The following is a 20,559-nucleotide window of genomic DNA, read 5'->3' as shown; positions in this document are numbered from 1 at the left end:
GACGATAGCTGTTTTTTTATTCTTCATAAAATCTTAAGAAATCTCCTCAATTTTTGTTAAGAAATAATAGTTATACTTAGAAACAAGTTAAAAACTATTGAACGAATGAGGAGAGGTTTATATGCAACTCATAACATTCTTACATGAATTTATTAAACATCCGAAACATACTGGTGCAATTGCGCCAAGTTCAAAAATATTAGCAAAGAAAATGGTAGATGTAATTGATTTTAATAAAGCGAAATGCATTGTAGAGTTAGGTCCTGGTACAGGAGTCTTTACGAAAGAAATTATGAAGAGAAAGAAGAAGGAAACAATATTTCTTCTTATTGAAATTAATGAAGTGTTTTGCAAGGAGCTAAAGAGAAAATTTAAAGATGAGCAGAACGTCATTGTTGTACACGGTTCAGCCGAAAATATAAAAAAGTATATAGAAGATCTCAATATAGAATGCGTGGATTACGTTTTATCGGGATTACCTTTTACCTCTTTACCAGAAGAAGTTTCAAAGCGTATTTTAAACAATGTAATGGAAGGGATACATGAGAATGGTGAATTTATTACATTTCAATATTCACTTGTGAAAAAAGGATTTATACAGCACTTCTTTCCTGAAATTACGCTAGAGAAAGTGTGGCTCAATTTCCCACCAGCGTATGTCTTTAGCTGTAAAAAAGAGCTAAGGAGAGCATATGCATAATGGAATTACATGAATTATTATCTTATATTGAACAATACGGTTATTGGGCATTATTTTTCTGTTTATGGTTAGGTATTATTGGTATGCCAATTCCAGACGAAATGATCGTAATGAGTGGTGGCTTTGTATCTTCACTAGGGATATTAAGTGTCATTCCTGCATTTTTATTAACATATTTAGGTGTTGTATCTGGGCTTTCTTTAGGCTATATATTAGGGAAAATATTTGGTACGAAAGTACTTGATAAGCTAATGAAAAAGAAAAAGGCGAAATATCTTTTGAAATCTCAACAAATGGTAGAGAAGTATGGTCATTATGCGTTAGTCACAAGTTACTTCATACCAGTTGTAAGACATATCGTACCGTATTTAGTTGGAATGAATAACATGTCATTTAAGACGTATGCTTTGTATTCTTATACGACAGGATTTGTTTGGACACTCGTTTACTTTGTGCTCGGTGCTTTATTTGGAAAACATATTGAAAGTATTGTAGCGATCGCGATAGAATATGGCGTGTATTTTGGCGTGATTGTTTTTATAGTTACAGGTATTCTTTATTTATATAGACAAAAAAGAATCACGCTGATGAGTAAATAGAAGTAAAGAAAGTTTCTTCCAGTATGAAGGACAAGATAGGATTATAAGTATAAAATTATCTTTATTTAATGGTAAAATATAGGTAAGTAGTTAAGGAAGGAAGAGCGTTGTGCTACTCATTTTTAGCCTTATCTTAATTGGAATTATGTGCAGTATGAAAATAGTATCCTTACACATGATAGAACGACAAAAGGTAGAGGAACGATATGTATATTGTCCAAAATGTGATACGAAAATTAGAAGAGGAAATTCAGCTCCTTTTTGTTCGAAATGTAATTTAATATTTTAAAAATAAAAAGTCCGAAATCACTTTATATAGTTTCGGACTTTTTATTTTTAAGTAAACATTAATCCACCTAGTTCTCTTTCGTTTGTTTATTAGCTAAAATGGATTATGAATAACAATAGTATGTAAACGAAAATAAATATAAATGTACACATGGAGTGTTATATTTGGAGATTTTAATCATAGTAGGATGCCTATTAATAGGAATTATTTTGATTAGTATAAGTATCTATCGATTTGTTAAAGAAATAAAAGAAAAAAATTCAAAGAAAGAGAAATGGAAAGTAGTAGCTGGAAATTTGATAGAGTTATTTAGTGATCCATTGCACGGAGCACCGTTCTATTTTTTAACTGGGGGTCTCTTTTTTGTAATCGGGCTGTTATTTCTTTCTATGGGAATGGGATGGCTTGAAATTGATTAAGGCGTATTAACAAAGATGTTTCATAGTTGTATTGCGAAGAGGAGAGAGCAAATGCCGGTTATAAGAGATATACAATTGAGTTTTCTAAAAGTAAAAGAGCATACTAGAAGCACTGAGACATTACAGTTAGCATCTACAAGCAACTACGATGAAGATATCTCTTTTGGTAAAGAGACGAGCTGTATTACTTCTTTATATTGTCGACATATGCCAAAGTTAAGAATGGAGTATGAGAAAGGTATTTTGATTCATTGTGTGGATGATATTTCATTACTCGATGAGTGGGAGAAGAAATATCGAATTTTCCCTGAATATATGAATGCTTTTGTGGAATATGGGAGTGTGAGGGATTTTCCATATTTATCAGATAGAGAGAAAAAAGAATTAGCCCTTCAAATCGTTCATGCGGAAATGAAGCGTTTAGCTGTGAAATATGATTGGGATATAGAAGAGTTAGAAAAAGTGAAGAATAAGATACTAGAATTGAATTATAGAAACGAGTTCGTATATATAAAAAAGAGTAGTCCGAATAAAAAATACGTATGTAATATAACATGTCAGCATGAAGTGGCTTATGCTGACGTGTACTTAGAAATAAGAGAGTATAGAACGAGGCGGTTAATCAAAAAGGAAAAGCTTATTAGAGAAGAAGATATGTATAAGATGTTTGATCATGTTAGTAAAGTGGCTTGGAAGTTAAACCATAAAGTACTGCTGATGAACGATAAAGGAAAAACTGTATGGATGTTAACCTTCTTAGAGAAAGATATCCCAGCTAATTTAGTTTGGAAGATTGAAAGAATAGATTGAAAATAGATGAGAAGTGGAGTGCATATGATGGAGACACAAATCGTTATTGGAGTACCTGGTTTATGGAAAGATAGAACAGAATTAATACAAGAAGTTGTGAGTAAAAGTAACTATATATTAGCGGGAAATGTTATGCACCATAAGGAGAAAGAGATTGGCTTTGAAATTGATATATATGAACAAGACCCTTCTTTGAGAGAGGCTTTCTTCTATGCAGGTGGTGAGCGTTTTGATGAAGAATTGCTTCAGGAGTTGGAGAAGCATACTTATACAGTGTATGTTATTGCAAAAGTTGACGATACAGAGAGATTACAAGAAGTAATTGATGTAGGAATGGAACTTTTAAATGCAGGTGGACTTGCTTTAAAAGTTGAAACAGCAGGTATGGCTTATTCGAAAGAAGAATGGCAAGAGCTTGCAGAGGATAAGGAAATATTCCCGATGTATTCGCACCTTGTAACTTTAGTTGGAGATGAAGAGGACGGCTACTATTCATGTGGAATGCAAGCATTTAATCTACCAGACGTTGTTTTAGACGGAGGGATAGATCCGGAAGTAGCTGTAGATTTATTAAATGATTTTAACCTACATAATATATTGGAAAAACCTAATTTGAAAGATGGAGATACAATTAGTTTCACAGAAGATGCTCCAGTGTATCTTTTATCTCATTATATAGATAATCGTTATGAACAAGAGGATCCATTTTATAATCCGTGTGGGGTATGGAAGTTAGAGAGTGCTTCGGCAAAGAAATCTATCTTTCAAAAATTGGGGAGTGTGCTAAAAGGATGGAAACATACATAAAAGAACAGAGGAGTATATGTGATAAATATAAAGCGGAGTATGTAGAATCTCCGAATGACTTGAAATTAGGAATAGCGCAAAATGTGAAAGATGGTATCGCTCCGATTAATGGGTTACGAATGCCTATAGAAAACGGAACGACAGGTTGGTACATTTGGGCTGGTGAAGAAATGGGGACAGAAGAAGATTTCTTTCTTCCTTTACACGTTCAACATATTGATGAATGGGCACCTGAAATAAAGAAGTATTTAGGGTTACCACCTGGTTGGAGATTTTTAATTGCTGGAGATTACGAGGACGTGTGGTATGATCCGAATTTGTTTGATGAAGATTTAGAAGAGGATGCAGATGAATGGGAAGAAAACATGCTACAAGAGTATGGATGGTACATGCATAGCATATTAGCAGAAGATATTGATGGCATCCATGCTAATTATCATACGCATGGTCTAAGAGATAACTTTAATCATCAAGATTTACAAATAGCATTAAATATGGATCCTGAAGCCGCGCATAGTGTTTTTTGTACCATAATAGAAGAAATAAAGAGCGGAAAAAAGTTTGAACAAGGGATTGAGTATACGAATATTATTGAAGGATATCCCATTATTATGAAGTCTTTCGTAGAGATGGATCGAGAAGTTTTGAGGGTTTTATTACCTGATGAAAGAGGAATTCTTCCTACGAGGCCAGAGTGTGATGAATGTTATAAGACTCAATTGGATGATATTGAGGAGAGTTGATAAAAAAGAGCTTGAAACTATTCAAGCTCTTTTTTTATCACTATTTATGTCCTAAAATATGCTCAATCTCATGCAAACTTAATTTACTTGCCTTAGCAATCGTTTCAAGTGGTATACCAAGATCATACATATTTTTAATCATTTGAATTTTTCCCTGCTGAACTCCTTCTTTTCGACCTTGTTCAATGCCCTGTTCAATGCCCTGTTCAATGCCCTGTTCAATGCCTTTTTCAATGCCTTTTTTAATTCCTTGTTTCATCCCTTGTTCCATTCCTCTTTTTATTCCTTCTGTCTCTGCATGGGCGAATTTTGCTGCTTCATCCATTAAAACTTTCTCCCTTGCGTCATAGGCTTGTCGGAAAGATGAATCTTGACTCATACGTTCCCATTTATTTATCGCTTTTTGTAAAATAGGGTCTTGGTTCATAGCAATATCCTCCAATAGTTTAGTTAAGTGCTCATCCTCATTTGCTGAAAGCAATAAAAGCCAACGAACAAATGGATCTTTCCACGGATTTACTTTTTCTTCATGCCATTGTTCAGTTAACTTTGGAATTTCTATAATGTGGATTTCAATGTCGTCACTCAGGAGTTTTTGTTGTTGTGTATTCCATAATATGCTTGTTGTTTGGAAGGCTGGGTGTTCCGAAAACATTACGAAGTTTAGTAAGTTTATGGTGATGGTTTTGTGAAGTGCACTGTAGGGCATCCCTTTTTGTAGTTGAGATGTGTATAGTCTTCCCCAATAATATAAACTGCGTTTAACCATATCGTGATTATTATTGAGTTGTATTTCTACATTGACTTTTGTTCCTGTGTCTAATGTCGCTGAAATGTCTAAAATAGATAACTTATCCTCTTCATATTCCCTGTGTAAATGTGGATCTTCTAGTTGTAGAGAAGCAATGGGCGACTCTAAAGACTCTTGTAACATAGCATTTAAAAATGCAATTAGAATATCTTCGCTACCATTCGTACCAAACAATTGTTTAAATGCAAAATCAATGCGTAAATTAACTAACTGTTGGTTGAACAAAGTTTGTCCTCTCCCTTATATGAAGGTGCTTCTTTCCTTCATTGTACATAAAAAGAACTAGAGTATGCAAACAAGCCATTCTTCTATTTTTTAGTAGTTTTATTAGAACGTCACAGGTAAGTATGGTTATGTTATACTCTAGTGAAATTAAAAAAATATTTTTGTTTATATCGGGGTGAAGATGATACATATGCAAAAAGATATTTTAAAACTATTAGATAAAAAGCAAAGTAACTATGAATTTCCTGCCTTTGATAATGAATATATGGATATTTCACAAGTGAAATTTTCTCTTTTCTTTAAAGATGCTAAGGATTGGCTAATGGTGTTTCAAATTGTTGGTGTAGGTTCATTAGGTGTATGTAATGATATTCAAGTATATGGCGATAGAATTACTCATTCAATGGGTGATGATTGCATTTTACAATTAAATAATGGCGATTATGAGTTGTTTGATGATGAAGGTGAATTTATACCGAATATTTATAAAGGAAGTTTGAAAATTCGCGAGCATCATTTTGAATATGAATTTACAGAAGAGGATTATATAAATAATGGAATAGAAGTACAAACGACAGAACATTATCCAACATACTTTATGCGTATGCTTGCTACTAATGAAGAAGCTCAAAAATTATTGTGGTGGGATAAAGAAGAAATTTTAGAAGAGTTCGGTTTAGAAGGCGACTGGGAAGTAGCGTATGAAACGGAAGAATGGAAACATGTTGAAGACGAAAAAGTAAGTGAAAATGAATTCTTCCAATCAGTAGCCGCTGCAATAGAGAAGAAAGATCCAAGTGTTATTGTGACTGAAAATGCTAATACGCATTGGAAAAATTGGGTGGAGTTTGATTGTGACTGAAAAGGATAGGAGAAAGAATAACAAATGAAAAGAAGAAGAAAATCCGGAGAAAAAGTACAAATGCATCGTTTTGCACTACCTCTATGCTACGGAAGTGAAGCACCATATTATTATTACGAGGTAGCGCCCCATGAAAGAGAGGAACGCTTCCATTTAACATCAGATCTTTGTGTAATGGATGATGAACATTATTTTATTAGAGGATGTTTAGAGATTCCTATCATTGATTACCACGAAAATTTTATTTGGACTGTGTGGGTATCACTTAGTAAAGAAAGTTATGATGAAGTATTAGAAAAGTGGGATGAGAGAGGCCGAGAAAATAGTGATCCTTATTTTGGTTGGTTATCTGTAGAAATACCAGTTTATCCAGAAACATTAAATTTAAAAACAAATGTACATATAAGAGAAGTAGGAATGGCACCGTATGTTGAATTAGAGCCAACCGAGCATCCTTTAGCGATCGAACAAAGAAATGGAATTACTTTAGAGAGAGTTAAAGAAATAGAGGAAATGATCCAACAATATAACTAGATTAGAAGAGAAAAAACGAGTGCTAGCACTCGTTTTTTTATTACACAACCGCAGGATTATAAATCATCGTAAAGTGTCCTGGTAATAATTCAATGTGACCAGGTGTATGAAGCGAACTTTCTCCATCTGTATCTACTTCTTTTTCTTCTTTCGTTTCAATATGAATGGATTTCGCTTTTACGTGGAAGATGTCATTTTCATTTGAGTCTTCAAATAGTTTCTTTCCGATGTAATCTTTAAATGCTTGAATACCTGTTGATTTGACTACAAAAATATCAAGTGTTCCGTCATCACATTTTACGTTTGGAATAAAGGATGGAATACCACCAAGATATTCACCATTTCCAACCATGACAAGGACAGCTTCGTCTTCATATACTTGTCCATCGTAAGTGATTTTTACTGGGAATGTTTCAGCATTTTTGACAGTTCGAATTGTGCTTAAGTAGTAACCGATTTTACCAAGCTTTGCTTTTTCTTCTGCATCAATATTGTTTGATACTTCAGATACGAGTCCAATGCCCCAGAAGTTTAAGAAATGTTGTCCGTTTGCTTTTGCAACGTCAACTGGTTTTATGTGTTCTTTTGTAATAAGTTTTGCCGCTTCTGCAATGTTTTGCGGAACACCAAGTGTGCGAGAGAAGTCGTTGCAAGTTCCGCCTGGAATGATTGCAAGTGTAGGTCTAGTTTCGAGAGGTGCTAAGCCATTTGTGCATTCAAATACTGTTCCATCACCACCAAAGACGATAATTAAATCTACTTTACTAGCAAACTCTTGGCAATATTTTGTTGCATCACCTTGTTTTTTCGTATGAAGGATATGTAGATCAGGAAAAGCTGCGGCAAGAGGTGGTACGATTTTCGTTAAATTTGTATGTAAGTCACCTTGACCAGCTTTCGGATTTACGATGAGGAGTACTTTTTCAAATTTTGTCTTTGTCATATTTCATCTCTCCCTGTAGTTTGTAAATGGAAAGAAAGGAGCTGTTCCCATGTATTTTAGAACAGCTTCTCCCTATTAATTGGGCGCTAAGATTGTCAGTTATTGTCGGTAAGTCGATATATTTAAAAAATCGCCGATATAATTTGAGTTACGGTCGATATATTTTGAAAATCGCCGATATACATTTTATGTACTATCGATTTTTTAAGTTATACGATTATTCCGTTACAACTGAAGCAATGAATGGTAAGTTACGATATTTTTCCGCACAGTCGATACCGTATCCAACGATGAATTCGTCTGGAATTTGGAAGCCAACATATTCAGCTGTTAAGTCTACTTTACGACGTTCTGGCTTATCAAGTAATGTACAGAACTTGAGTGCTTTTGGTTTATGCATAAAGAAGTGGTCTTTTAGGAAATGAAGTGTTAAACCAGAATCGATAATATCTTCTACAACAATTACGTTTTTCCCAGTAATGTTTACGTCGATATCTTTTAGTAGTTTCACTTTTCCTGTTGTTTCTGTTTGATTTCCGTAGCTAGATGCAGAAATAAAGTCAATTGTTACATCATTTTTGATGTGACGAATTAAATCAGCAGCAAATACGAATGAACCTTTTAATACTGCGATAACTACGATTTCTTCTCCTTCAAAGTCACGTTCGATTTGAAGTGCTAATTCTTTAACTTTTGCTTGTAATTGTTCTTCAGAAATTAAAGTGTCTTTTATTTCAATATTCATTGTAATCCTCCTACAGTGTAAAACTTATGAACATTTCGACTGTAAAGGATAGAATAGAAAAAGTCAAAGGAGATAGTAATTTTTTACAAAGATAACGACAAAATCATCTGATGATATGATATACTAAGTATATTAAGAAAACGCTTCCATAAAGGGTGAATATGATGAAGAAGAAACAGTACACAAGTGTAACATTTATAAAAGCATTACTTTTAACAATTGTTCTTGGCCTGTTGGCTTACGTAATTGATGTACCTGCGATTCGTATTTCATTAATTGGAATGACTTTAGTGTTAGGAGCAATTTCGCACGGTATGATGTCGCAGCTAAAAGAAGCTGGACTTGATGATATGAGAGATCATATAGATAAAAAGTAAGAAACCTTCATTATATAGAGTGAAGGTTTTTTTGTTTCTTACAAAAATGTAAGGTAGTTGTAAGGCAAATCGATAGTTGCATAAGAGCATTTTGGATAAACTATGGGTGTAAGGTAAAAGGCAAGCATATTTTAGGTAAATTAAGTTTTAGGCACTCTATATGTGAAAAAGGAGTAGGAGGGCATGGAGAAACGTTGGACGACCTTTTCTTTTTTAGCGACTAGTAACACCGTAATGCTAGATGGAAAAATGGATTTTTTGCACTTGTTTGATCGTGAAGATGATCATTCTTCTTCTAAATTTACAATGAAATGGAATAAATGGAGCGAGAGTTGTAGGTTTGAAGAAGAGGCCCCTAACGAAGAGCAAAAGATTATTTTAACAAACCCTATTAAAGCGTGGGTTGTTCAACGTCGTAAGTGTAACGTCAAAAATCACTTCAAGAAAACTGAGCCGAGACAATTAGTTATCGCTCCGGCCCGTTCTACTTCCAAATCACGCGAAAGTAACATGTAAATAATTGAGACACACACCCGAAAAAAACATCGTACATATTGCGATGTTTTTTTCTTTTTCTACAATGAAATCTTTAAATGAAATATATTTCATCTGCATCTTATATTTATATCTCTTGCTTATTCTAGTAATACATCCGATGCGAGTTGATGTGAATAAAATATAAGGAGAGAGTGAAAATGAAAAAGAAACTATTACCAATTTGTGCAATGGCACTTTTAACAGTAGGATATTCTTCAGTAGCGAGTGCGGATACTGGAACAGTAACAAAGGAAGAAGAAGCGCAAGTACAACAGGATAAAGCTAAAAAAGAAGAAGCAATTAAGGAACAGCAAAAAAGTGAAGTAGAGAAAAAGCAAGCGGCACAAGTACAAGAAAAAAATGATATGGCTAAAAAAGAGGAAGCAATAAAAGCTGAGAAAAAAAGTGAAGAAGAGAAAAAGAGAATAGCGCAAGAACAGTTAAAAAACAATATGGCTAAAAAAGAAGCAGCGATAAAAGCCGAGCAAAAGAATGAAGTAGCTAAAAAAGAAGAAGCAAAGCCAGTTGTACAAGGTGAAAAATTACCAAATACAGCATCAAATAATGTAGTAATGATGGGATTAAGTGCATGTCTTGTAGCGGTAGGTACATTATTTGGTTTGAATCGTCGCAATAAGATTAAAGCATAAATAAAATATTTTCCTATAAAGAATGGGATAATTTCATATATTAAAAATGGTAGGTTACTCCTACCATTTTTGGCATGGAGGGATGAAGAATGAAGTTACTTAATTATATCGGTATCATATTGATGGCTATAGGCCTATTCATGGGGTCCTATTACGCTGTGGAATGGTATAAAGGAAAAAGCTCTGCCGGGCAATTAACGGCAGAAGAAATAAAGAGCCTTAAAAATATACAAGATACTCAACTTTCTCATGAAACACCTGTAACTTCTCAAGTGCCTTCTTCTCAAACAGAACATAAAGAAGGAGAAAAGGTAGCGATGTTAAACATACCGAAAATAAAGAAGAAGTTTTCTATATATTGGGGAGCAGATGATACGACTTTGAAAAAAGGAGTGGGTATGTTCGTTAGTGATTTAACGACAACTCCATCTGGAGGGGGACATACTGTACTGAGTGGACATCGAGATACTGTATTTACAGATTTAGAAGAGTTGAAAGAAAAGGATACCCTTGTTTTAGAGTATGATAATAAAACGTACACATATGAAATTCAAAAGACATGGATTACTCATGCGGATGATCGTACTGTTATTATAAAAAAAGAAGAACCGATATTAACACTGACAACTTGTTACCCATTTGATTATATAGGGGATGCACCAGATAGATATATTATCGAGGCGAAGTTAACTGGCAGTTATTCAAAGTGAAATTATAGTTTCTGAAAGCGAGAGGGGGATATATAAGTTATGTCAAAAAACATTTTAATTGTTGAAGATGAAGACATATTACGTGAAATATTAAAAGATTATTTTTTAAGTGAACAATATGTAGTGTTTGAAGCGAGGGACGGGAAAGAGGCTTTAGTTGTATTTGAAGAAGAAGAGGTTGATTTAGTTATTTTAGATATTATGTTGCCAGAACTCGATGGATGGTCTGTTTGCCGAAGGATTAGGAAGACGTCCGAGGTGCCTATTATTATGCTGACGGCGCGCGTAGATGAAGACGATACGTTACTTGGTTTTGAACTTGGAGCAGATGACTATGTGACGAAGCCGTATAGTCCTCCAATTTTATTAGCAAGAGCGAAACGATTATTAGAAAGTAGAAAAGCATCGAAGAAACCTTTAGAGAACGAAGATGATACGTTATCGATTCATGGCATCCATGTCCATTTTCCGTCGCGTACTGTTACTGTTGATGAGGCAGATGTTAGTTTAACGCATACGGAGTTTGAAATATTGGTGTATTTCATGAAAAATCAAGGAATCGTTTTAACGCGAGAGCAACTCATTTCAAGAATTTGGGGATATGAATTTGCTGGCGATGATCGAACGGTGAATAGCCATATTCGTAATTTAAGAAATAAATTAGGAGAGAAAGCAAAGTATATTACAACTGTAGTACGAACTGGTTATAAATTTGAGGGGAATGTATGAAGAAAGGAATTGTACTAAAATTATTTACTCTTACAACAGCATTATGTATGTTGATTTTAGCGACGATATTTATTGGACAAACGATATTTTTTAAACAATATTATGCGAATCGAAAAGTGGAAGATATTAAAGTAAATTTAAATTCCTTTGAGAAGAATTATTTAAATTATGCAGGAAATGCAGAAGAAATTCAGAAACTAGAGCAAGACTTTTTAAGAGAAAATAATACGTGGATTACGACATTAGATAAGAACGGGAATTTAAAACATACAGATGATTTTTATTTTGAAGTAACGATAGATCGTAGGCAACAAAAGAGCTTTGGACAACAAATATTTAAAATTCCCTTAGGTAATCTCGTCAATATAGAGGAAATTGATAATAAATTATCAGAGCAGTTTTTAGGGCAAGAAATTTATTTTTCTGGAGTGAAAAAAGAAGATAGTTTTATTCCATTCTCTTTTTCTTTATCTAAGCAGAATTTAAGTGGATCTAATAAACCGTTAGAAAAAGCATTTAATGAGAAAATGAGTAAATTAAATGAGGAGAAAAAGAGAGCAGCTGAGGAACAACTTGTTAAGGAAAAGAAACCAGCTGTTCAGGAGCAAGCTGCTCAAGAATCAAATGTTTACATAGGTGGACGTGTTACAAAAGTACAGTTACCAGATGTAAAAGGTCCTGTGAATCCAATTTATAAAAATGGCATCTTCTTAGATAACATAAAAGAATTTCAAACTGATTTATTATTAAAAGAGAACAAACACATACAATATACAACACAAACAATGGACTATGAAAAGAATGATATAAAATATAAATTATTAATGAAACCAATAAAAGAAAAAGACGGATCAGTAACATATATTTATGCGATGGCTTCTTTACAGCCCGTAGATGAAGCTGTACAAATGGTGCAAGATTACTATATCTACATCATTGCATTTGTAGTCGTTCTTATTTTTTTAGCTTCGTTCTATTACTCAAAACAAATTGCCAAACCGTTATTAAAAATAAATGATACGACGAAGAAAATAGCACAATTAGATTTTACAGAAAAAATACCAATTACTTCAAAAGATGAAATTGGGGATTTATCGAAAAATATTAATGTGCTATCAAATAAACTCCATTCCCATATTGGACAGTTAGAAGAAGATATTGAAAAGGAAAGAAAGTTAGAAAGGACGCGAAAAGAATTCATTTCTGGTGTTTCACATGAATTAAAAACACCGCTAAGTATTATGAAAAGCTGTATTTCTATTTTAAAAGATGGAGTAGCTGAACATAAAAAAGAGTATTATTTTCAGGCAATGGAAAGAGAAGTAGACAAAATGGATACTTTAATTTTGGATATGCTTGAGTTAGCTAAATTTGAATCTGGTACATATAAAATGAAAAAGGATTCGTTTTATATTGATACAGTAATTGAAGATATATGTGAACATCTATCTGTGGAAATAGAGAAAAAAGAACTTCATGTTCATAAAAATATATGTTCATTTGAAGTGATTGCAAATCAAGGCCGGATTGAACAAGTCATCGTGAACTTCATTACGAATGCCATACGTTATACACCAAATAAAGAAGATATTATTATTTCTACAATAGATGAGAAGAATCGTATAAAAGTTTGTATTGAAAATAAAGGTACTCACATTGAAGAAGAACAATTAGATAAAATTTGGGATCGTTTTTATCGCGTGGATACAGCTCGTCAGCGTTCACAAGGTGGGACGGGACTGGGGCTTGCTATTTCTAAAAATATTTTAGAATTACACGATGCTGAATATGGAGTGAAAAATACAGAAGACGGTGTATTATTTTACTTTTACTTACCGAAAAAAGCGTAGATAATGCATGCTACGCTTTTTTAATTTATTTTCATATTATCTTTACCTAATCTTTATTTTTAATCAGTATAATTTGTTTAGAATATGAGGTTATGTAAGGAGTCGATGAACCGTGCATAGCAATTGGCTAAGTATAATGGTATTTATTTTCTTTTGCGCATTTATTGTATTTTTAATTAATATTACGATATGAAAAAAGAGCGCTCATTAAGCGCCCTTTTTTTGTGTATTCATTTGATAAGCACTGATGCTTTTGAATAAGCGTGGTGAAGTGATAAATAAAAATATAAGTAAAACGGTACATAGAATATAGGAACCAATCATTGTACTACCGTTAAATATTAAAGAATATAGGAAAGCCGATTGGCCTTTTGGTGCATATTGTCCCCAGAAAATGATACCAGCGATAAAGTGACAGAAGTAACGAGCTAGACTACCGATAAAAGTAGCGACGATAATGTATCCAATTACTTTCTTTCCTTGGTTTGGTTTTGATGAAGGTTTGTCTTTACGGTTACCTAAATTTGATTGCTCTTCGCTATTATCATTGGAAGTTAAAAGTGCTTTTTGAATTGGACGATAGAATAAACCAGCAAATCCAATGAATGCGAAAGCAACAAAGTATTCAATTAGTACTTGAATTGGTGTGACGATAATGGCATCGCCTACGACAATTTGTAATAATCCCCAAATTAGGCCCCCTAAGAAAGCCATTTTGAAGCCCCAGCGGTATGCGATAATAAAAATAGGAATCATAGCAAATGAAATGGAACCGCCTGTTGCTGATATTTTTATTGAAAGTGGTAAAATGTCGATGACCAAGGCGAAGGCTGCAAGAATAGCAGATTCGATCATCGCTTGTAAATTAGTGTTACGCATGTTGTCTCCCCCTAAATCCAAGTTGTACAAAAAAGAATAGATATCATAGGAGGATACGAAATACGTAAATAAAAATGAGGTATGTATTTCGGACGTTTGCACAATCCCTGCGTTAGCATTAACTAACAGGTTCGAAGGGTCGGAACGAAGTGTTCCCTCTCAGCGACATGGCTCCCCCAGTGATAACGAGATTCTTTATTTGCTATTGTTTATTGTAAGCGAAATGGATGAGAATGGCAAACGAATACAGTATGACAATAATTGAAATAGAATTGTAGCGAAATGTTAATAAATATGAAGCAAAAGGGTATAGTACAAGAGAAATTGGGTGTGGTATAATTTTTTTGAAAATAATTATCATTCTCTTCTGAGGGGGAAGGTTATGAGCTTAGTAGATATTAAAATTGGAGAGAAAGTGTTAGTAAAAAGTATTCAGTCTTTAGATCAGCTATTAAAGCGTAGACTAGCTGCTTTCGGTCTTGCTGAAGGAAGCGAACTTCGCCTGAAACAGAAAGCGATGTTTAAAGGTCCTTGTACATTGGAGTGTCGTGGACAGTTAATTAGTATTCGTCATTGTGACGCGAAAATGATAAAGGTGGAATTAGCGTGAATAAGGTAGCTTTGCTAGGGAATCCGAATACAGGGAAGACATCATTATTTAATGCACTTACTGGTTCTTATGAGTATGTAGGAAACTGGAGCGGTGTAACAGTAGAAAAGAAGGTTGGTAAATTAAAAGATAGACAAGGAACATTAATTGATTTACCAGGTGTTTATGATTTAAATCCAGTTTCACGTGATGAAGGTGTTGTAACAAACTTTCTATTAACAGAAGAATTTAATCATATGTTAAATATCGTAGATTCCTCGCAGTTTGAAAGAAATATGCATTTAACGTTGCAGTTACTTGAATTTGGTAAGCCAGTCTCAATTGGTTTAAACATGGTTGATGTGGCGAAGCAAAGAGGAATTGTCATTGATGTAAAACGATTATCAGAACTATTAGGTGTAACAGTCGTTCCTGTTGTTGCAAGGAGTGGAAAAGGCTGTGAAGAACTGCTTACGACTCTTAAAGAAAATGACAAAAAAGAGAAAAAGCCATTCCTTATTTCATATGGTGTACAAATGGATGAAGGAATTGGAGAAGTAATTGCTCTTTTAGAGACAGTGAATTACGAGCATCCGAGATGGTTAGCACTTCAATTTTTAAGCAATAACGAAGTAGTAGAAAAAGAAATGAAAGCATTACCAATTTATAAGGAACTCATAGCCATTCGATCTCGCTTAGAAGGAAAACTTGATTGTACGTTAGAAGAGCACATTTACAAAACTCGTGAAGCGTATATTGAAAAGTTAAAAACAAATGTTATGAAGCATGAGAAAGAAGGGAAAATTCCTTTTTCAGAAAAAATTGATAGATTAATTACACATAAAATTTTAGGACTTCCAATCTTTTTAGCAGTTATGTTTTTTATTTTTCAGGTTACGTTTACGTGGATTGGTACACCTTTATCTGATATGTTAGATGAGTTTTTTGGTGGCCAGCTTACGGATTGGGTGACGGCTGGACTTACAAGTATTGGAGCTTCTCAGTTTATTCAAGCACTCGTTACAGAAGGTATTATTGCCGGTGTTGGTGCTGTATTAGTATTCGTACCACAAATCTTTGCACTATTCTTTTTCATTTCATTATTAGAAGACTCAGGGTATATGGCGCGAATTGCGGTTGTTATGGATAGAATTATGGAGTTTTTCGGCTTAAACGGAAAAGCTTTTATTCCGATGATTATCGGTTTTGGATGTAACGTTCCAGGTATTATGGCTGCGAGAACGATTGAACAGGAGAAAGAACGTTTACTTACCATTTTAGTAACACCATTTATGTCTTGTTCAGCACGATTACCTGTATATGCATTATTTGCGGGCGTATTCTTCCCGCATAGTCAGGCGACTGTTGTATTTTCTTTATATGTTGCAGGGATTGTTCTTGCGTTATTAGTTACAAAAATTATGTCTCTTACGATTTTGAAAGCGGAAAAGTCTATTTTCGTAATTGAATTACCTCCTTATCGTGTGCCACAAGCAAAAACGTTATGGCTGAGCACATGGGAGAAAGGAAAAGGATTTGTTCGTAAAGCTGGTACATTCATCTTCGGTGGTTCAGTTATCATTTGGTTATTAAACTATGCAGGTCCATCAGGATTTGGTGTTGATATGGGAGACAGTTACTTAGCGATGATTGGTGGATTTATCGCACCGCTATTTGCACCGCTCGGCTTTGGAACGTGGCAAGCTGCAGCATCCCTTTTAACAGGATTTTTAGCGAAGGAAGTTGTCGTTTCAACAATGGCAATTATTTATGCAGTTAAAGAAGATGTGCTTGGAAACGTAATGGGAGCACATTATACAGCATTATCAGCTTATGCATTTATGTTCTTTATTTTATTATACGTTCCATGTTTAGCGACGGTGGCTGTTATTAAACGTGAAACAGGATCAGCGAAATGGACGATTTTCTCAGTCGTTTACCCGCTTGTTGTTGCGTATGTATTAACGCTTATTATATACCAAGTTGGATCTTTACTAGGATTCTAAAAGGAGATGTATAATGATGGTCAATATTATAATTGGAGCTATCATTTTTGGTTATGCAGCATACACGTTAGTTAATTTTGTAAAGAGAAGTAAAAAAGGAAAATGCGCAGCATGTTCTTTAAATAAGTCATGTCAGTCGAAAACTTGTAGTCCAGATATGGAACAAGTTGCTCATAATAAATAGAAAAAAGCTTTGCGAATTTCGCAAAGCTTTTTTGTTTTACTTTTTAATTTTTACAAGTTGAGAAGCTTCGACGCCGTTGTAACCAGGGAATTCTTTACTTGGGTCTTTATCAAATTTTAATACACCTACAGATTTTTCATCACCTTTTACATTGTTGTAAGTTGCGTCATCGACAATCGCATACATATCTGTATATGCACGGCCACTTCCGATAATTGTGTTGCCTTCATATTTTAATTTGGCTCCATCAAGTGTAGCATTTTCTACTTTTTCTTTTGCAAATAATACACCTTGTTCTGTTGTTACAGCTGGTAATTTATCAAGTGGTTTCGTGTTGTCTTTTTCATCAACTTTGCTAAGTAACTCTTTTTTCACTAGTTCCTCACCAGTTTTCTTATCCATTACAAGAACTTTTTTACCATCTAATGTTGTCATTTTCATTTTATAGAAGTCTTTTTCTTTCACTTCTTTTTTGTTTTTATCTGTAATTTGCTGAACTTGTTCTTCTGAGCCGTACAGTACAAAACCGTTCGCTTTCTCTCCTAATAAAGAACAACCTGATAATGCTCCAAGTGAAATTGCTGCTGCTAATCCGATTCCTACTAATTTTTTCATGATGATTTCTCCTTTTATATGTTTTATATTAAATACAATTTTTGTATTGTTGCTTACAAGTGAAGAAGCTTGTTTGTTGCTTCTGGTATTAGTGTATAAGAAATATCAGAATGCAACTATCGAGTTAGCTTACAGTAACATTACACTTATGTAATTTAGTGAAATTGCACAAAAGTAAGTTAATTTCAAAGAGGGATAATGAGAATATATTAGAAATACAATATTGTATATAGAATGTCATATTATAATGGATGTATTTTGGAAATAACATGTAAGGACATATTAGTTTTGTTATAATAAACACATAGGCTGTAAAAATGAATATTCTTTACTGTAAAGGGAGATTTTTCAGTTTTCCAAGTAGTGAATTTGAAATATGAGGTATATCATAGGAGGAATTTAGATGTCTGTATTCAAACGATTAAGAGATTTAACAATGTCGAATGTATATTCATTAATTGAAAAAGCGGAAGATCCAGTTAAGATGACTGATCAATATTTACGCGATATGCAAGCGGATGTACAAGAAGCTGAGAAAAGTGTAGCAGCTCAAATCGCGCTTGAGAAGAAATTCAAAATATTATTTGAAGAGCAAGAAGCACTTGTGAAAAAACGTGAAGAGCAGGCTCATATGGCTGTTCAAGCTAATAACTTAGATCTTGCGCGTCGTGCATTAGAAGAGAAACAAAATGCAGAACAAAAAATGAATGAGTATAAAGCAAGCTACGAGCAAAATAAAGCTGCTGCTGATAACCTGCGCCTAAAGCTAGAAGAAATGCGCAAGCAATTAAATGAGCTAAAAAATAAGCGTGAAACACTTGTAGCACGTGTAAATGCGGCGAAAGCACAAAAGAATATTAATCAGGCAATGTCTGGATTTGATTCAAACTCAGCAAAAGCTGGTTTAAGCCGTATGGAAGAGAAAGCTCTTCAATTAGAGGCTGAAGCAGAAGCAAGCGGTGAAGTTTATAAGAAAGAAAAATCATTAGATGATGAATTCGCAAGCTTAAACAAAAATTCTGCTGTTGACGATGAATTAGCTCGTATTATGAAGCAGTATGAGAAATAATATAGAATAGAGACAAATGAACCGACATGTCTAAATATATTCATGTCGGTTTTCTATTATATTTAGAGGAGGTTTTGCAATGACATGGATGAATGTAGTTGCCATGCTTGTATGGACTGGAGCGAGTGCAGTACTTTTATTTGCAATTATGTGGGTTGATTCAATTTTTACAAAATACAATGATTTAAAAGAAATTAAAAATGGAAATACAGCTGTAACAACTCGTTTTATTATGAAATTATTTGCACAAGGGTACATTTTATCCCAATCAATTACGAAAGCAAATGACTTATGGCAGGCACTTCTTGCTTCAGCAGTTTCTTTCGTTATTTTATTAGTGGTAGAAATGTTTATCGAATTTGTATTAAAGAAAATGTCTGGTCTTGATTTAGAAGAAGGTACGAAAGAAGGTAGCGTTGCACATGCGATGTTAGCCGGATCATTACATATTGTTGGTGCACTAATTTTAGGTGCTTGTTTATAAAGAGAAAAGGAGGGGTAGATCATGAGTTTATTTAAACGAATTAAAAATATAATGAAAAGCCCAGAGCCACCGAAGCCGGAAAAGAGTCTTTTAACGTTAGCTCCTGGCGATATGATTGAAGTGTCATTAGTTATGTATGAATTAATCGGGAAAACGAGTATGCATTCGCGTAAGGAAATTGTTTTGACATTGCAAGATGGAAAAGACATTCGTTATTTAAAAATTGAAGATCGTGAAAATACGTATTACAAATTATATACACCAATTGATGGTCGCTTAGATTCAATTGATGAAATTCCGACGACAATTGAAATGGATGATACCGAGTACCATATGGAAGAACAATATAACGGACGTGTTGTTGTTATGGGAAAAACTCCATTCTCAGCTTCAGAAGAACAGTACGTATGGGAATTCCAATCAGATAATCGAAAATTATTGCGTATTGAATGGCAAAATGGTCGGACAATGATGTATGAGGGAGAAGCAATCATTCCTGCTGATGTACAAATTATAAGAGCAACGTAAGGGGGCGTAATCATGTCAAACCGATTGTTTACCATGATTAAATCGTTTGTAATCCCTATACTTGCTATCGTTATATTACTTGTTGTTGCTGGTTATGCCTTATCAGGTTGTCAAGGCGGGCAGACAAAGTCGATTCAAGACCGTTATCCACTTGAATCTGTTGCCAAGGAAGGTAAACAAGAATCTTACGTGTATAGGGCCGCCAATCGGTCAGTTCCTGAAGTAGCGAAGGAACTCATTAACGAAAGAGAACCGAAGCAAGCATCTAAAGAAGACGAAAATCAAATGTTCCTCGTTTATTCTGATAAGATTTATAACCTGCAAAAGGATAAAGAGAAACCATCTGATACGTTAATTGAAATAAGTAACAAAGAATTTGTCCGTCAAAATTACCAACCGTCCTTCTTGCAAGGATATATTATGGGTAGCATATTAAACGATATATTCGGTTCACGAAAATCATCATACGGTGATTATCGAGGATATAACGATAGACAAAATCATAAACCAGTTATTCCAGAAAGACCACCTACAAAAGAAGAAAAGAAAACCCCACCTCCAATTACGAAGGAAGGGAAAGGGTCTATCATTAAGCGAGGCGATAATGTAGATTCGAAACCATCAGTAGGTGATAAGGGAAGTATTACTGAAAAAGGAAGTAATACGACGCCCCCACCTTCTACTGGAAGCAAGGGGAAAATTACGAAAACACCAGGTGGTTCAAGCGGATCAGATGTGAAGCCAAAATCATCTATTAAAACGCCGCCAAGGAATACATCTCCTCCGAAAACAAGGGTCGGTGGTTCAGGGAAAATTACAAAGAGAAGATAGTATAGAGACCGAAAAGTTGAATTTGCTTTTTGGT

The 20,559-nt window shown here is 34.2% G+C and carries 27 protein-coding genes and 1 riboswitch; of the genes, 22 read left to right on the top strand and 5 right to left on the bottom strand.

What is annotated here, in order from left to right; all coding sequences use genetic code 11:
- The first annotated feature begins 121 nt into the window (after nt 1-121).
- The 7 genes from NST86_RS24715 to NST86_RS24685 all read left to right on the top strand — a co-directional run bounded on the left by NST86_RS24715 (nt 122) and on the right by NST86_RS24685 (nt 4,367).
- Nucleotides 122-700 carry a class I SAM-dependent methyltransferase gene (locus NST86_RS24715; protein ID WP_001176053.1) on the top strand — a complete coding sequence of 193 codons (579 nt, stop codon included), beginning with the start codon at nt 122-124 and terminating at the stop codon, nt 698-700.
- A complete protein-coding gene (locus tag NST86_RS24710; RefSeq protein WP_000418924.1) occupies nt 700-1,299 on the top strand; it encodes a DedA family protein in 600 nt (199 codons plus the stop codon). The genes NST86_RS24715 and NST86_RS24710 overlap by 1 nt, the downstream gene beginning before the upstream one ends.
- Nucleotides 1,300-1,408: 109 nt before the next feature.
- On the top strand, nt 1,409-1,588 hold the full coding sequence (locus NST86_RS24705; RefSeq protein WP_001986677.1) for a hypothetical protein: 180 nt from the start codon (nt 1,409-1,411) through the stop codon (nt 1,586-1,588).
- A 164-nt stretch (nt 1,589-1,752) separates the two neighbouring features.
- Entirely contained in the window at nt 1,753-2,007 is a 255-nt protein-coding gene (locus tag NST86_RS24700) for a hypothetical protein (protein WP_000404319.1), read from the top strand.
- Between the two features lie 51 nt (nt 2,008-2,058).
- A complete protein-coding gene (locus NST86_RS24695; RefSeq protein WP_001144128.1) occupies nt 2,059-2,817 on the top strand; it encodes a hypothetical protein in 759 nt (252 codons plus the stop codon).
- Nucleotides 2,818-2,844: 27 nt separating this feature from the next.
- Nucleotides 2,845-3,624: a DUF4261 domain-containing protein gene (locus tag NST86_RS24690; RefSeq protein WP_061664549.1), complete on the top strand. Its 780-nt coding sequence runs from the start codon at nt 2,845-2,847 to the stop codon at nt 3,622-3,624.
- Complete coding sequence (locus NST86_RS24685; RefSeq protein WP_061664551.1) at nt 3,609-4,367, top strand: DUF4262 domain-containing protein; 759 nt, start codon at nt 3,609-3,611, stop codon at nt 4,365-4,367. The genes NST86_RS24690 and NST86_RS24685 overlap by 16 nt, the downstream gene beginning before the upstream one ends.
- A 40-nt stretch (nt 4,368-4,407) precedes the next feature.
- Here the strand turns inward: NST86_RS24685 and NST86_RS24680 are convergent, their stop codons facing one another.
- A complete protein-coding gene (locus tag NST86_RS24680) occupies nt 4,408-5,403 on the bottom strand; it encodes an Rpn family recombination-promoting nuclease/putative transposase (protein WP_000483124.1) in 996 nt (331 codons plus the stop codon).
- A gap of 190 nt (nt 5,404-5,593) precedes the next feature.
- Between NST86_RS24680 and NST86_RS24675 the strand changes: the two genes are divergently transcribed.
- Both NST86_RS24675 and NST86_RS24670 read left to right on the top strand, forming a co-directional pair.
- On the top strand, nt 5,594-6,265 hold the full coding sequence (locus NST86_RS24675; protein WP_061664555.1) for a DUF7003 family protein: 672 nt from the start codon (nt 5,594-5,596) through the stop codon (nt 6,263-6,265).
- A gap of 24 nt (nt 6,266-6,289) precedes the next feature.
- On the top strand, nt 6,290-6,799 hold the full coding sequence (locus NST86_RS24670; protein WP_061664557.1) for a DUF2199 domain-containing protein: 510 nt from the start codon (nt 6,290-6,292) through the stop codon (nt 6,797-6,799).
- A 40-nt stretch (nt 6,800-6,839) separates the two neighbouring features.
- Here the strand turns inward: NST86_RS24670 and NST86_RS24665 are convergent, their stop codons facing one another.
- Together NST86_RS24665 and hpt are read right to left on the bottom strand one after the other, a co-directional pair.
- Nucleotides 6,840-7,742 (bottom strand): diacylglycerol/lipid kinase family protein, encoded by a 903-nt coding sequence (locus NST86_RS24665; protein WP_061664559.1) that lies wholly within the window; start codon nt 7,740-7,742, stop codon nt 6,840-6,842.
- A 217-nt stretch (nt 7,743-7,959) separates the two neighbouring features.
- Complete coding sequence (gene hpt / locus NST86_RS24660) at nt 7,960-8,487, bottom strand: hypoxanthine phosphoribosyltransferase (protein ID WP_001019295.1); 528 nt, start codon at nt 8,485-8,487, stop codon at nt 7,960-7,962.
- Between the two features lie 161 nt (nt 8,488-8,648).
- Here hpt and NST86_RS24655 point away from each other — a divergent pair, with 161 nt between their 5' ends.
- The 6 genes from NST86_RS24655 to NST86_RS24630 all read left to right on the top strand — a co-directional run bounded on the left by NST86_RS24655 (nt 8,649) and on the right by NST86_RS24630 (nt 13,340).
- On the top strand, nt 8,649-8,864 hold the full coding sequence (locus NST86_RS24655) for a hypothetical protein (RefSeq protein ID WP_002001286.1): 216 nt from the start codon (nt 8,649-8,651) through the stop codon (nt 8,862-8,864).
- A gap of 183 nt (nt 8,865-9,047) precedes the next feature.
- The gene (locus tag NST86_RS24650; protein ID WP_000415613.1) at nt 9,048-9,380 is read left to right on the top strand and encodes a hypothetical protein; all 333 of its coding nucleotides are present in this window, start codon (nt 9,048-9,050) and stop codon (nt 9,378-9,380) included.
- A 179-nt stretch (nt 9,381-9,559) separates the two neighbouring features.
- On the top strand, nt 9,560-10,051 hold the full coding sequence (locus NST86_RS24645; RefSeq protein ID WP_016118782.1) for an LPXTG cell wall anchor domain-containing protein: 492 nt from the start codon (nt 9,560-9,562) through the stop codon (nt 10,049-10,051).
- An 89-nt stretch (nt 10,052-10,140) separates the two neighbouring features.
- Complete coding sequence (locus tag NST86_RS24640; protein WP_000771572.1) at nt 10,141-10,761, top strand: class D sortase; 621 nt, start codon at nt 10,141-10,143, stop codon at nt 10,759-10,761.
- A gap of 39 nt (nt 10,762-10,800) precedes the next feature.
- A complete protein-coding gene (locus tag NST86_RS24635) occupies nt 10,801-11,490 on the top strand; it encodes a response regulator transcription factor (RefSeq protein WP_000041848.1) in 690 nt (229 codons plus the stop codon).
- Nucleotides 11,487-13,340, top strand: coding sequence for a sensor histidine kinase (locus tag NST86_RS24630; RefSeq protein ID WP_061664561.1), 1,854 nt, complete (start codon nt 11,487-11,489; stop codon nt 13,338-13,340). Before NST86_RS24635 ends, NST86_RS24630 begins: the two co-directional genes overlap by 4 nt.
- Before the next feature lie 207 nt (nt 13,341-13,547).
- Here NST86_RS24630 and NST86_RS24625 read toward each other — a convergent pair whose 3' ends face one another.
- A complete protein-coding gene (locus NST86_RS24625) occupies nt 13,548-14,219 on the bottom strand; it encodes an energy-coupled thiamine transporter ThiT (protein ID WP_001246570.1) in 672 nt (223 codons plus the stop codon).
- Nucleotides 14,220-14,305: 86 nt separating this feature from the next.
- Nucleotides 14,306-14,407: riboswitch (TPP riboswitch) on the bottom strand.
- A 194-nt stretch (nt 14,408-14,601) separates the two neighbouring features.
- Here NST86_RS24625 and NST86_RS24620 point away from each other — a divergent pair.
- From NST86_RS24620 to NST86_RS24610, 3 genes are read left to right on the top strand one after another with little or no spacing between them, the layout of a single operon-like run.
- Entirely contained in the window at nt 14,602-14,829 is a 228-nt protein-coding gene (locus NST86_RS24620) for a FeoA family protein (protein ID WP_000060512.1), read from the top strand.
- Complete coding sequence (gene feoB / locus NST86_RS24615) at nt 14,826-16,814, top strand: ferrous iron transport protein B (RefSeq protein ID WP_001044845.1); 1,989 nt, start codon at nt 14,826-14,828, stop codon at nt 16,812-16,814. The genes NST86_RS24620 and feoB overlap by 4 nt, the downstream gene beginning before the upstream one ends.
- Before the next feature lie 13 nt (nt 16,815-16,827).
- Nucleotides 16,828-16,998, top strand: a complete 171-nt coding sequence (locus tag NST86_RS24610) for a FeoB-associated Cys-rich membrane protein (RefSeq protein ID WP_000989593.1) — start codon at nt 16,828-16,830, stop codon at nt 16,996-16,998.
- Nucleotides 16,999-17,034: 36 nt separating this feature from the next.
- Here NST86_RS24610 and NST86_RS24605 read toward each other — a convergent pair whose 3' ends face one another.
- Complete coding sequence (locus NST86_RS24605) at nt 17,035-17,613, bottom strand: lipoprotein BA_5634 family protein (RefSeq protein WP_000737502.1); 579 nt, start codon at nt 17,611-17,613, stop codon at nt 17,035-17,037.
- Between the two features lie 403 nt (nt 17,614-18,016).
- Between NST86_RS24605 and NST86_RS24600 the strand changes: the two genes are divergently transcribed.
- The 4 genes from NST86_RS24600 (at nt 18,017) to NST86_RS24585 (ending at nt 20,525) form a co-directional block, all read left to right on the top strand.
- On the top strand, nt 18,017-18,682 hold the full coding sequence (locus NST86_RS24600) for a PspA/IM30 family protein (protein WP_000110280.1): 666 nt from the start codon (nt 18,017-18,019) through the stop codon (nt 18,680-18,682).
- A gap of 79 nt (nt 18,683-18,761) precedes the next feature.
- Nucleotides 18,762-19,166 carry a DUF350 domain-containing protein gene (locus NST86_RS24595; protein WP_000220087.1) on the top strand — a complete coding sequence of 135 codons (405 nt, stop codon included), beginning with the start codon at nt 18,762-18,764 and terminating at the stop codon, nt 19,164-19,166.
- A gap of 21 nt (nt 19,167-19,187) precedes the next feature.
- A complete protein-coding gene (locus NST86_RS24590; protein ID WP_000051746.1) occupies nt 19,188-19,694 on the top strand; it encodes a DUF4178 domain-containing protein in 507 nt (168 codons plus the stop codon).
- Between the two features lie 12 nt (nt 19,695-19,706).
- A complete protein-coding gene (locus NST86_RS24585) occupies nt 19,707-20,525 on the top strand; it encodes a DUF4247 domain-containing protein (protein ID WP_000071190.1) in 819 nt (272 codons plus the stop codon).
- Nucleotides 20,526-20,559 lie beyond the last annotated feature (34 nt).

Source organism: Bacillus sp. FSL L8-0199 (assembly GCF_038005705.1).
In the GTDB taxonomy this organism is placed as follows: domain Bacteria; phylum Bacillota; class Bacilli; order Bacillales; family Bacillaceae_G; genus Bacillus_A; species Bacillus_A cereus.
This window is presented reverse-complemented; position numbering and strand designations above follow the sequence as displayed.

Excerpts from the sequence above, each read along its gene's own strand:
- NST86_RS24605 (WP_000737502.1), bottom strand. The coding sequence starts at position 17,613 with ATGAAAAAATTAGTAGGAATCGGATTAGCAGCAGCAATTTCACTTGGA.
- NST86_RS24685 (WP_061664551.1), top strand. The coding sequence starts at position 3,609 with ATGGAAACATACATAAAAGAACAGAGGAGTATATGTGATAAATATAAA.
- NST86_RS24635 (WP_000041848.1), top strand. The coding sequence starts at position 10,801 with ATGTCAAAAAACATTTTAATTGTTGAAGATGAAGACATATTACGTGAA.
- NST86_RS24620 (WP_000060512.1), top strand. The coding sequence starts at position 14,602 with ATGAGCTTAGTAGATATTAAAATTGGAGAGAAAGTGTTAGTAAAAAGT.
- NST86_RS24630 (WP_061664561.1), top strand. The coding sequence starts at position 11,487 with ATGAAGAAAGGAATTGTACTAAAATTATTTACTCTTACAACAGCATTA.
- NST86_RS24595 (WP_000220087.1), top strand. The coding sequence starts at position 18,762 with ATGACATGGATGAATGTAGTTGCCATGCTTGTATGGACTGGAGCGAGT.
- NST86_RS24590 (WP_000051746.1), top strand. The coding sequence starts at position 19,188 with ATGAGTTTATTTAAACGAATTAAAAATATAATGAAAAGCCCAGAGCCA.
- NST86_RS24690 (WP_061664549.1), top strand. The coding sequence starts at position 2,845 with ATGGAGACACAAATCGTTATTGGAGTACCTGGTTTATGGAAAGATAGA.
- NST86_RS24600 (WP_000110280.1), top strand. The coding sequence starts at position 18,017 with ATGTCTGTATTCAAACGATTAAGAGATTTAACAATGTCGAATGTATAT.
- NST86_RS24640 (WP_000771572.1), top strand. The coding sequence starts at position 10,141 with ATGAAGTTACTTAATTATATCGGTATCATATTGATGGCTATAGGCCTA.
- NST86_RS24665 (WP_061664559.1), bottom strand. The coding sequence starts at position 7,742 with ATGACAAAGACAAAATTTGAAAAAGTACTCCTCATCGTAAATCCGAAA.
- NST86_RS24655 (WP_002001286.1), top strand. The coding sequence starts at position 8,649 with ATGATGAAGAAGAAACAGTACACAAGTGTAACATTTATAAAAGCATTA.
- NST86_RS24650 (WP_000415613.1), top strand. The coding sequence starts at position 9,048 with ATGGAGAAACGTTGGACGACCTTTTCTTTTTTAGCGACTAGTAACACC.
- NST86_RS24670 (WP_061664557.1), top strand. The coding sequence starts at position 6,290 with ATGAAAAGAAGAAGAAAATCCGGAGAAAAAGTACAAATGCATCGTTTT.
- NST86_RS24585 (WP_000071190.1), top strand. The coding sequence starts at position 19,707 with ATGTCAAACCGATTGTTTACCATGATTAAATCGTTTGTAATCCCTATA.
- NST86_RS24610 (WP_000989593.1), top strand. The coding sequence starts at position 16,828 with ATGATGGTCAATATTATAATTGGAGCTATCATTTTTGGTTATGCAGCA.
- NST86_RS24625 (WP_001246570.1), bottom strand. The coding sequence starts at position 14,219 with ATGCGTAACACTAATTTACAAGCGATGATCGAATCTGCTATTCTTGCA.
- NST86_RS24715 (WP_001176053.1), top strand. The coding sequence starts at position 122 with ATGCAACTCATAACATTCTTACATGAATTTATTAAACATCCGAAACAT.
- NST86_RS24710 (WP_000418924.1), top strand. The coding sequence starts at position 700 with ATGGAATTACATGAATTATTATCTTATATTGAACAATACGGTTATTGG.
- NST86_RS24695 (WP_001144128.1), top strand. The coding sequence starts at position 2,059 with ATGCCGGTTATAAGAGATATACAATTGAGTTTTCTAAAAGTAAAAGAG.
- NST86_RS24645 (WP_016118782.1), top strand. The coding sequence starts at position 9,560 with ATGAAAAAGAAACTATTACCAATTTGTGCAATGGCACTTTTAACAGTA.
- hpt (WP_001019295.1), bottom strand. The coding sequence starts at position 8,487 with ATGAATATTGAAATAAAAGACACTTTAATTTCTGAAGAACAATTACAA.
- NST86_RS24675 (WP_061664555.1), top strand. The coding sequence starts at position 5,594 with ATGCAAAAAGATATTTTAAAACTATTAGATAAAAAGCAAAGTAACTAT.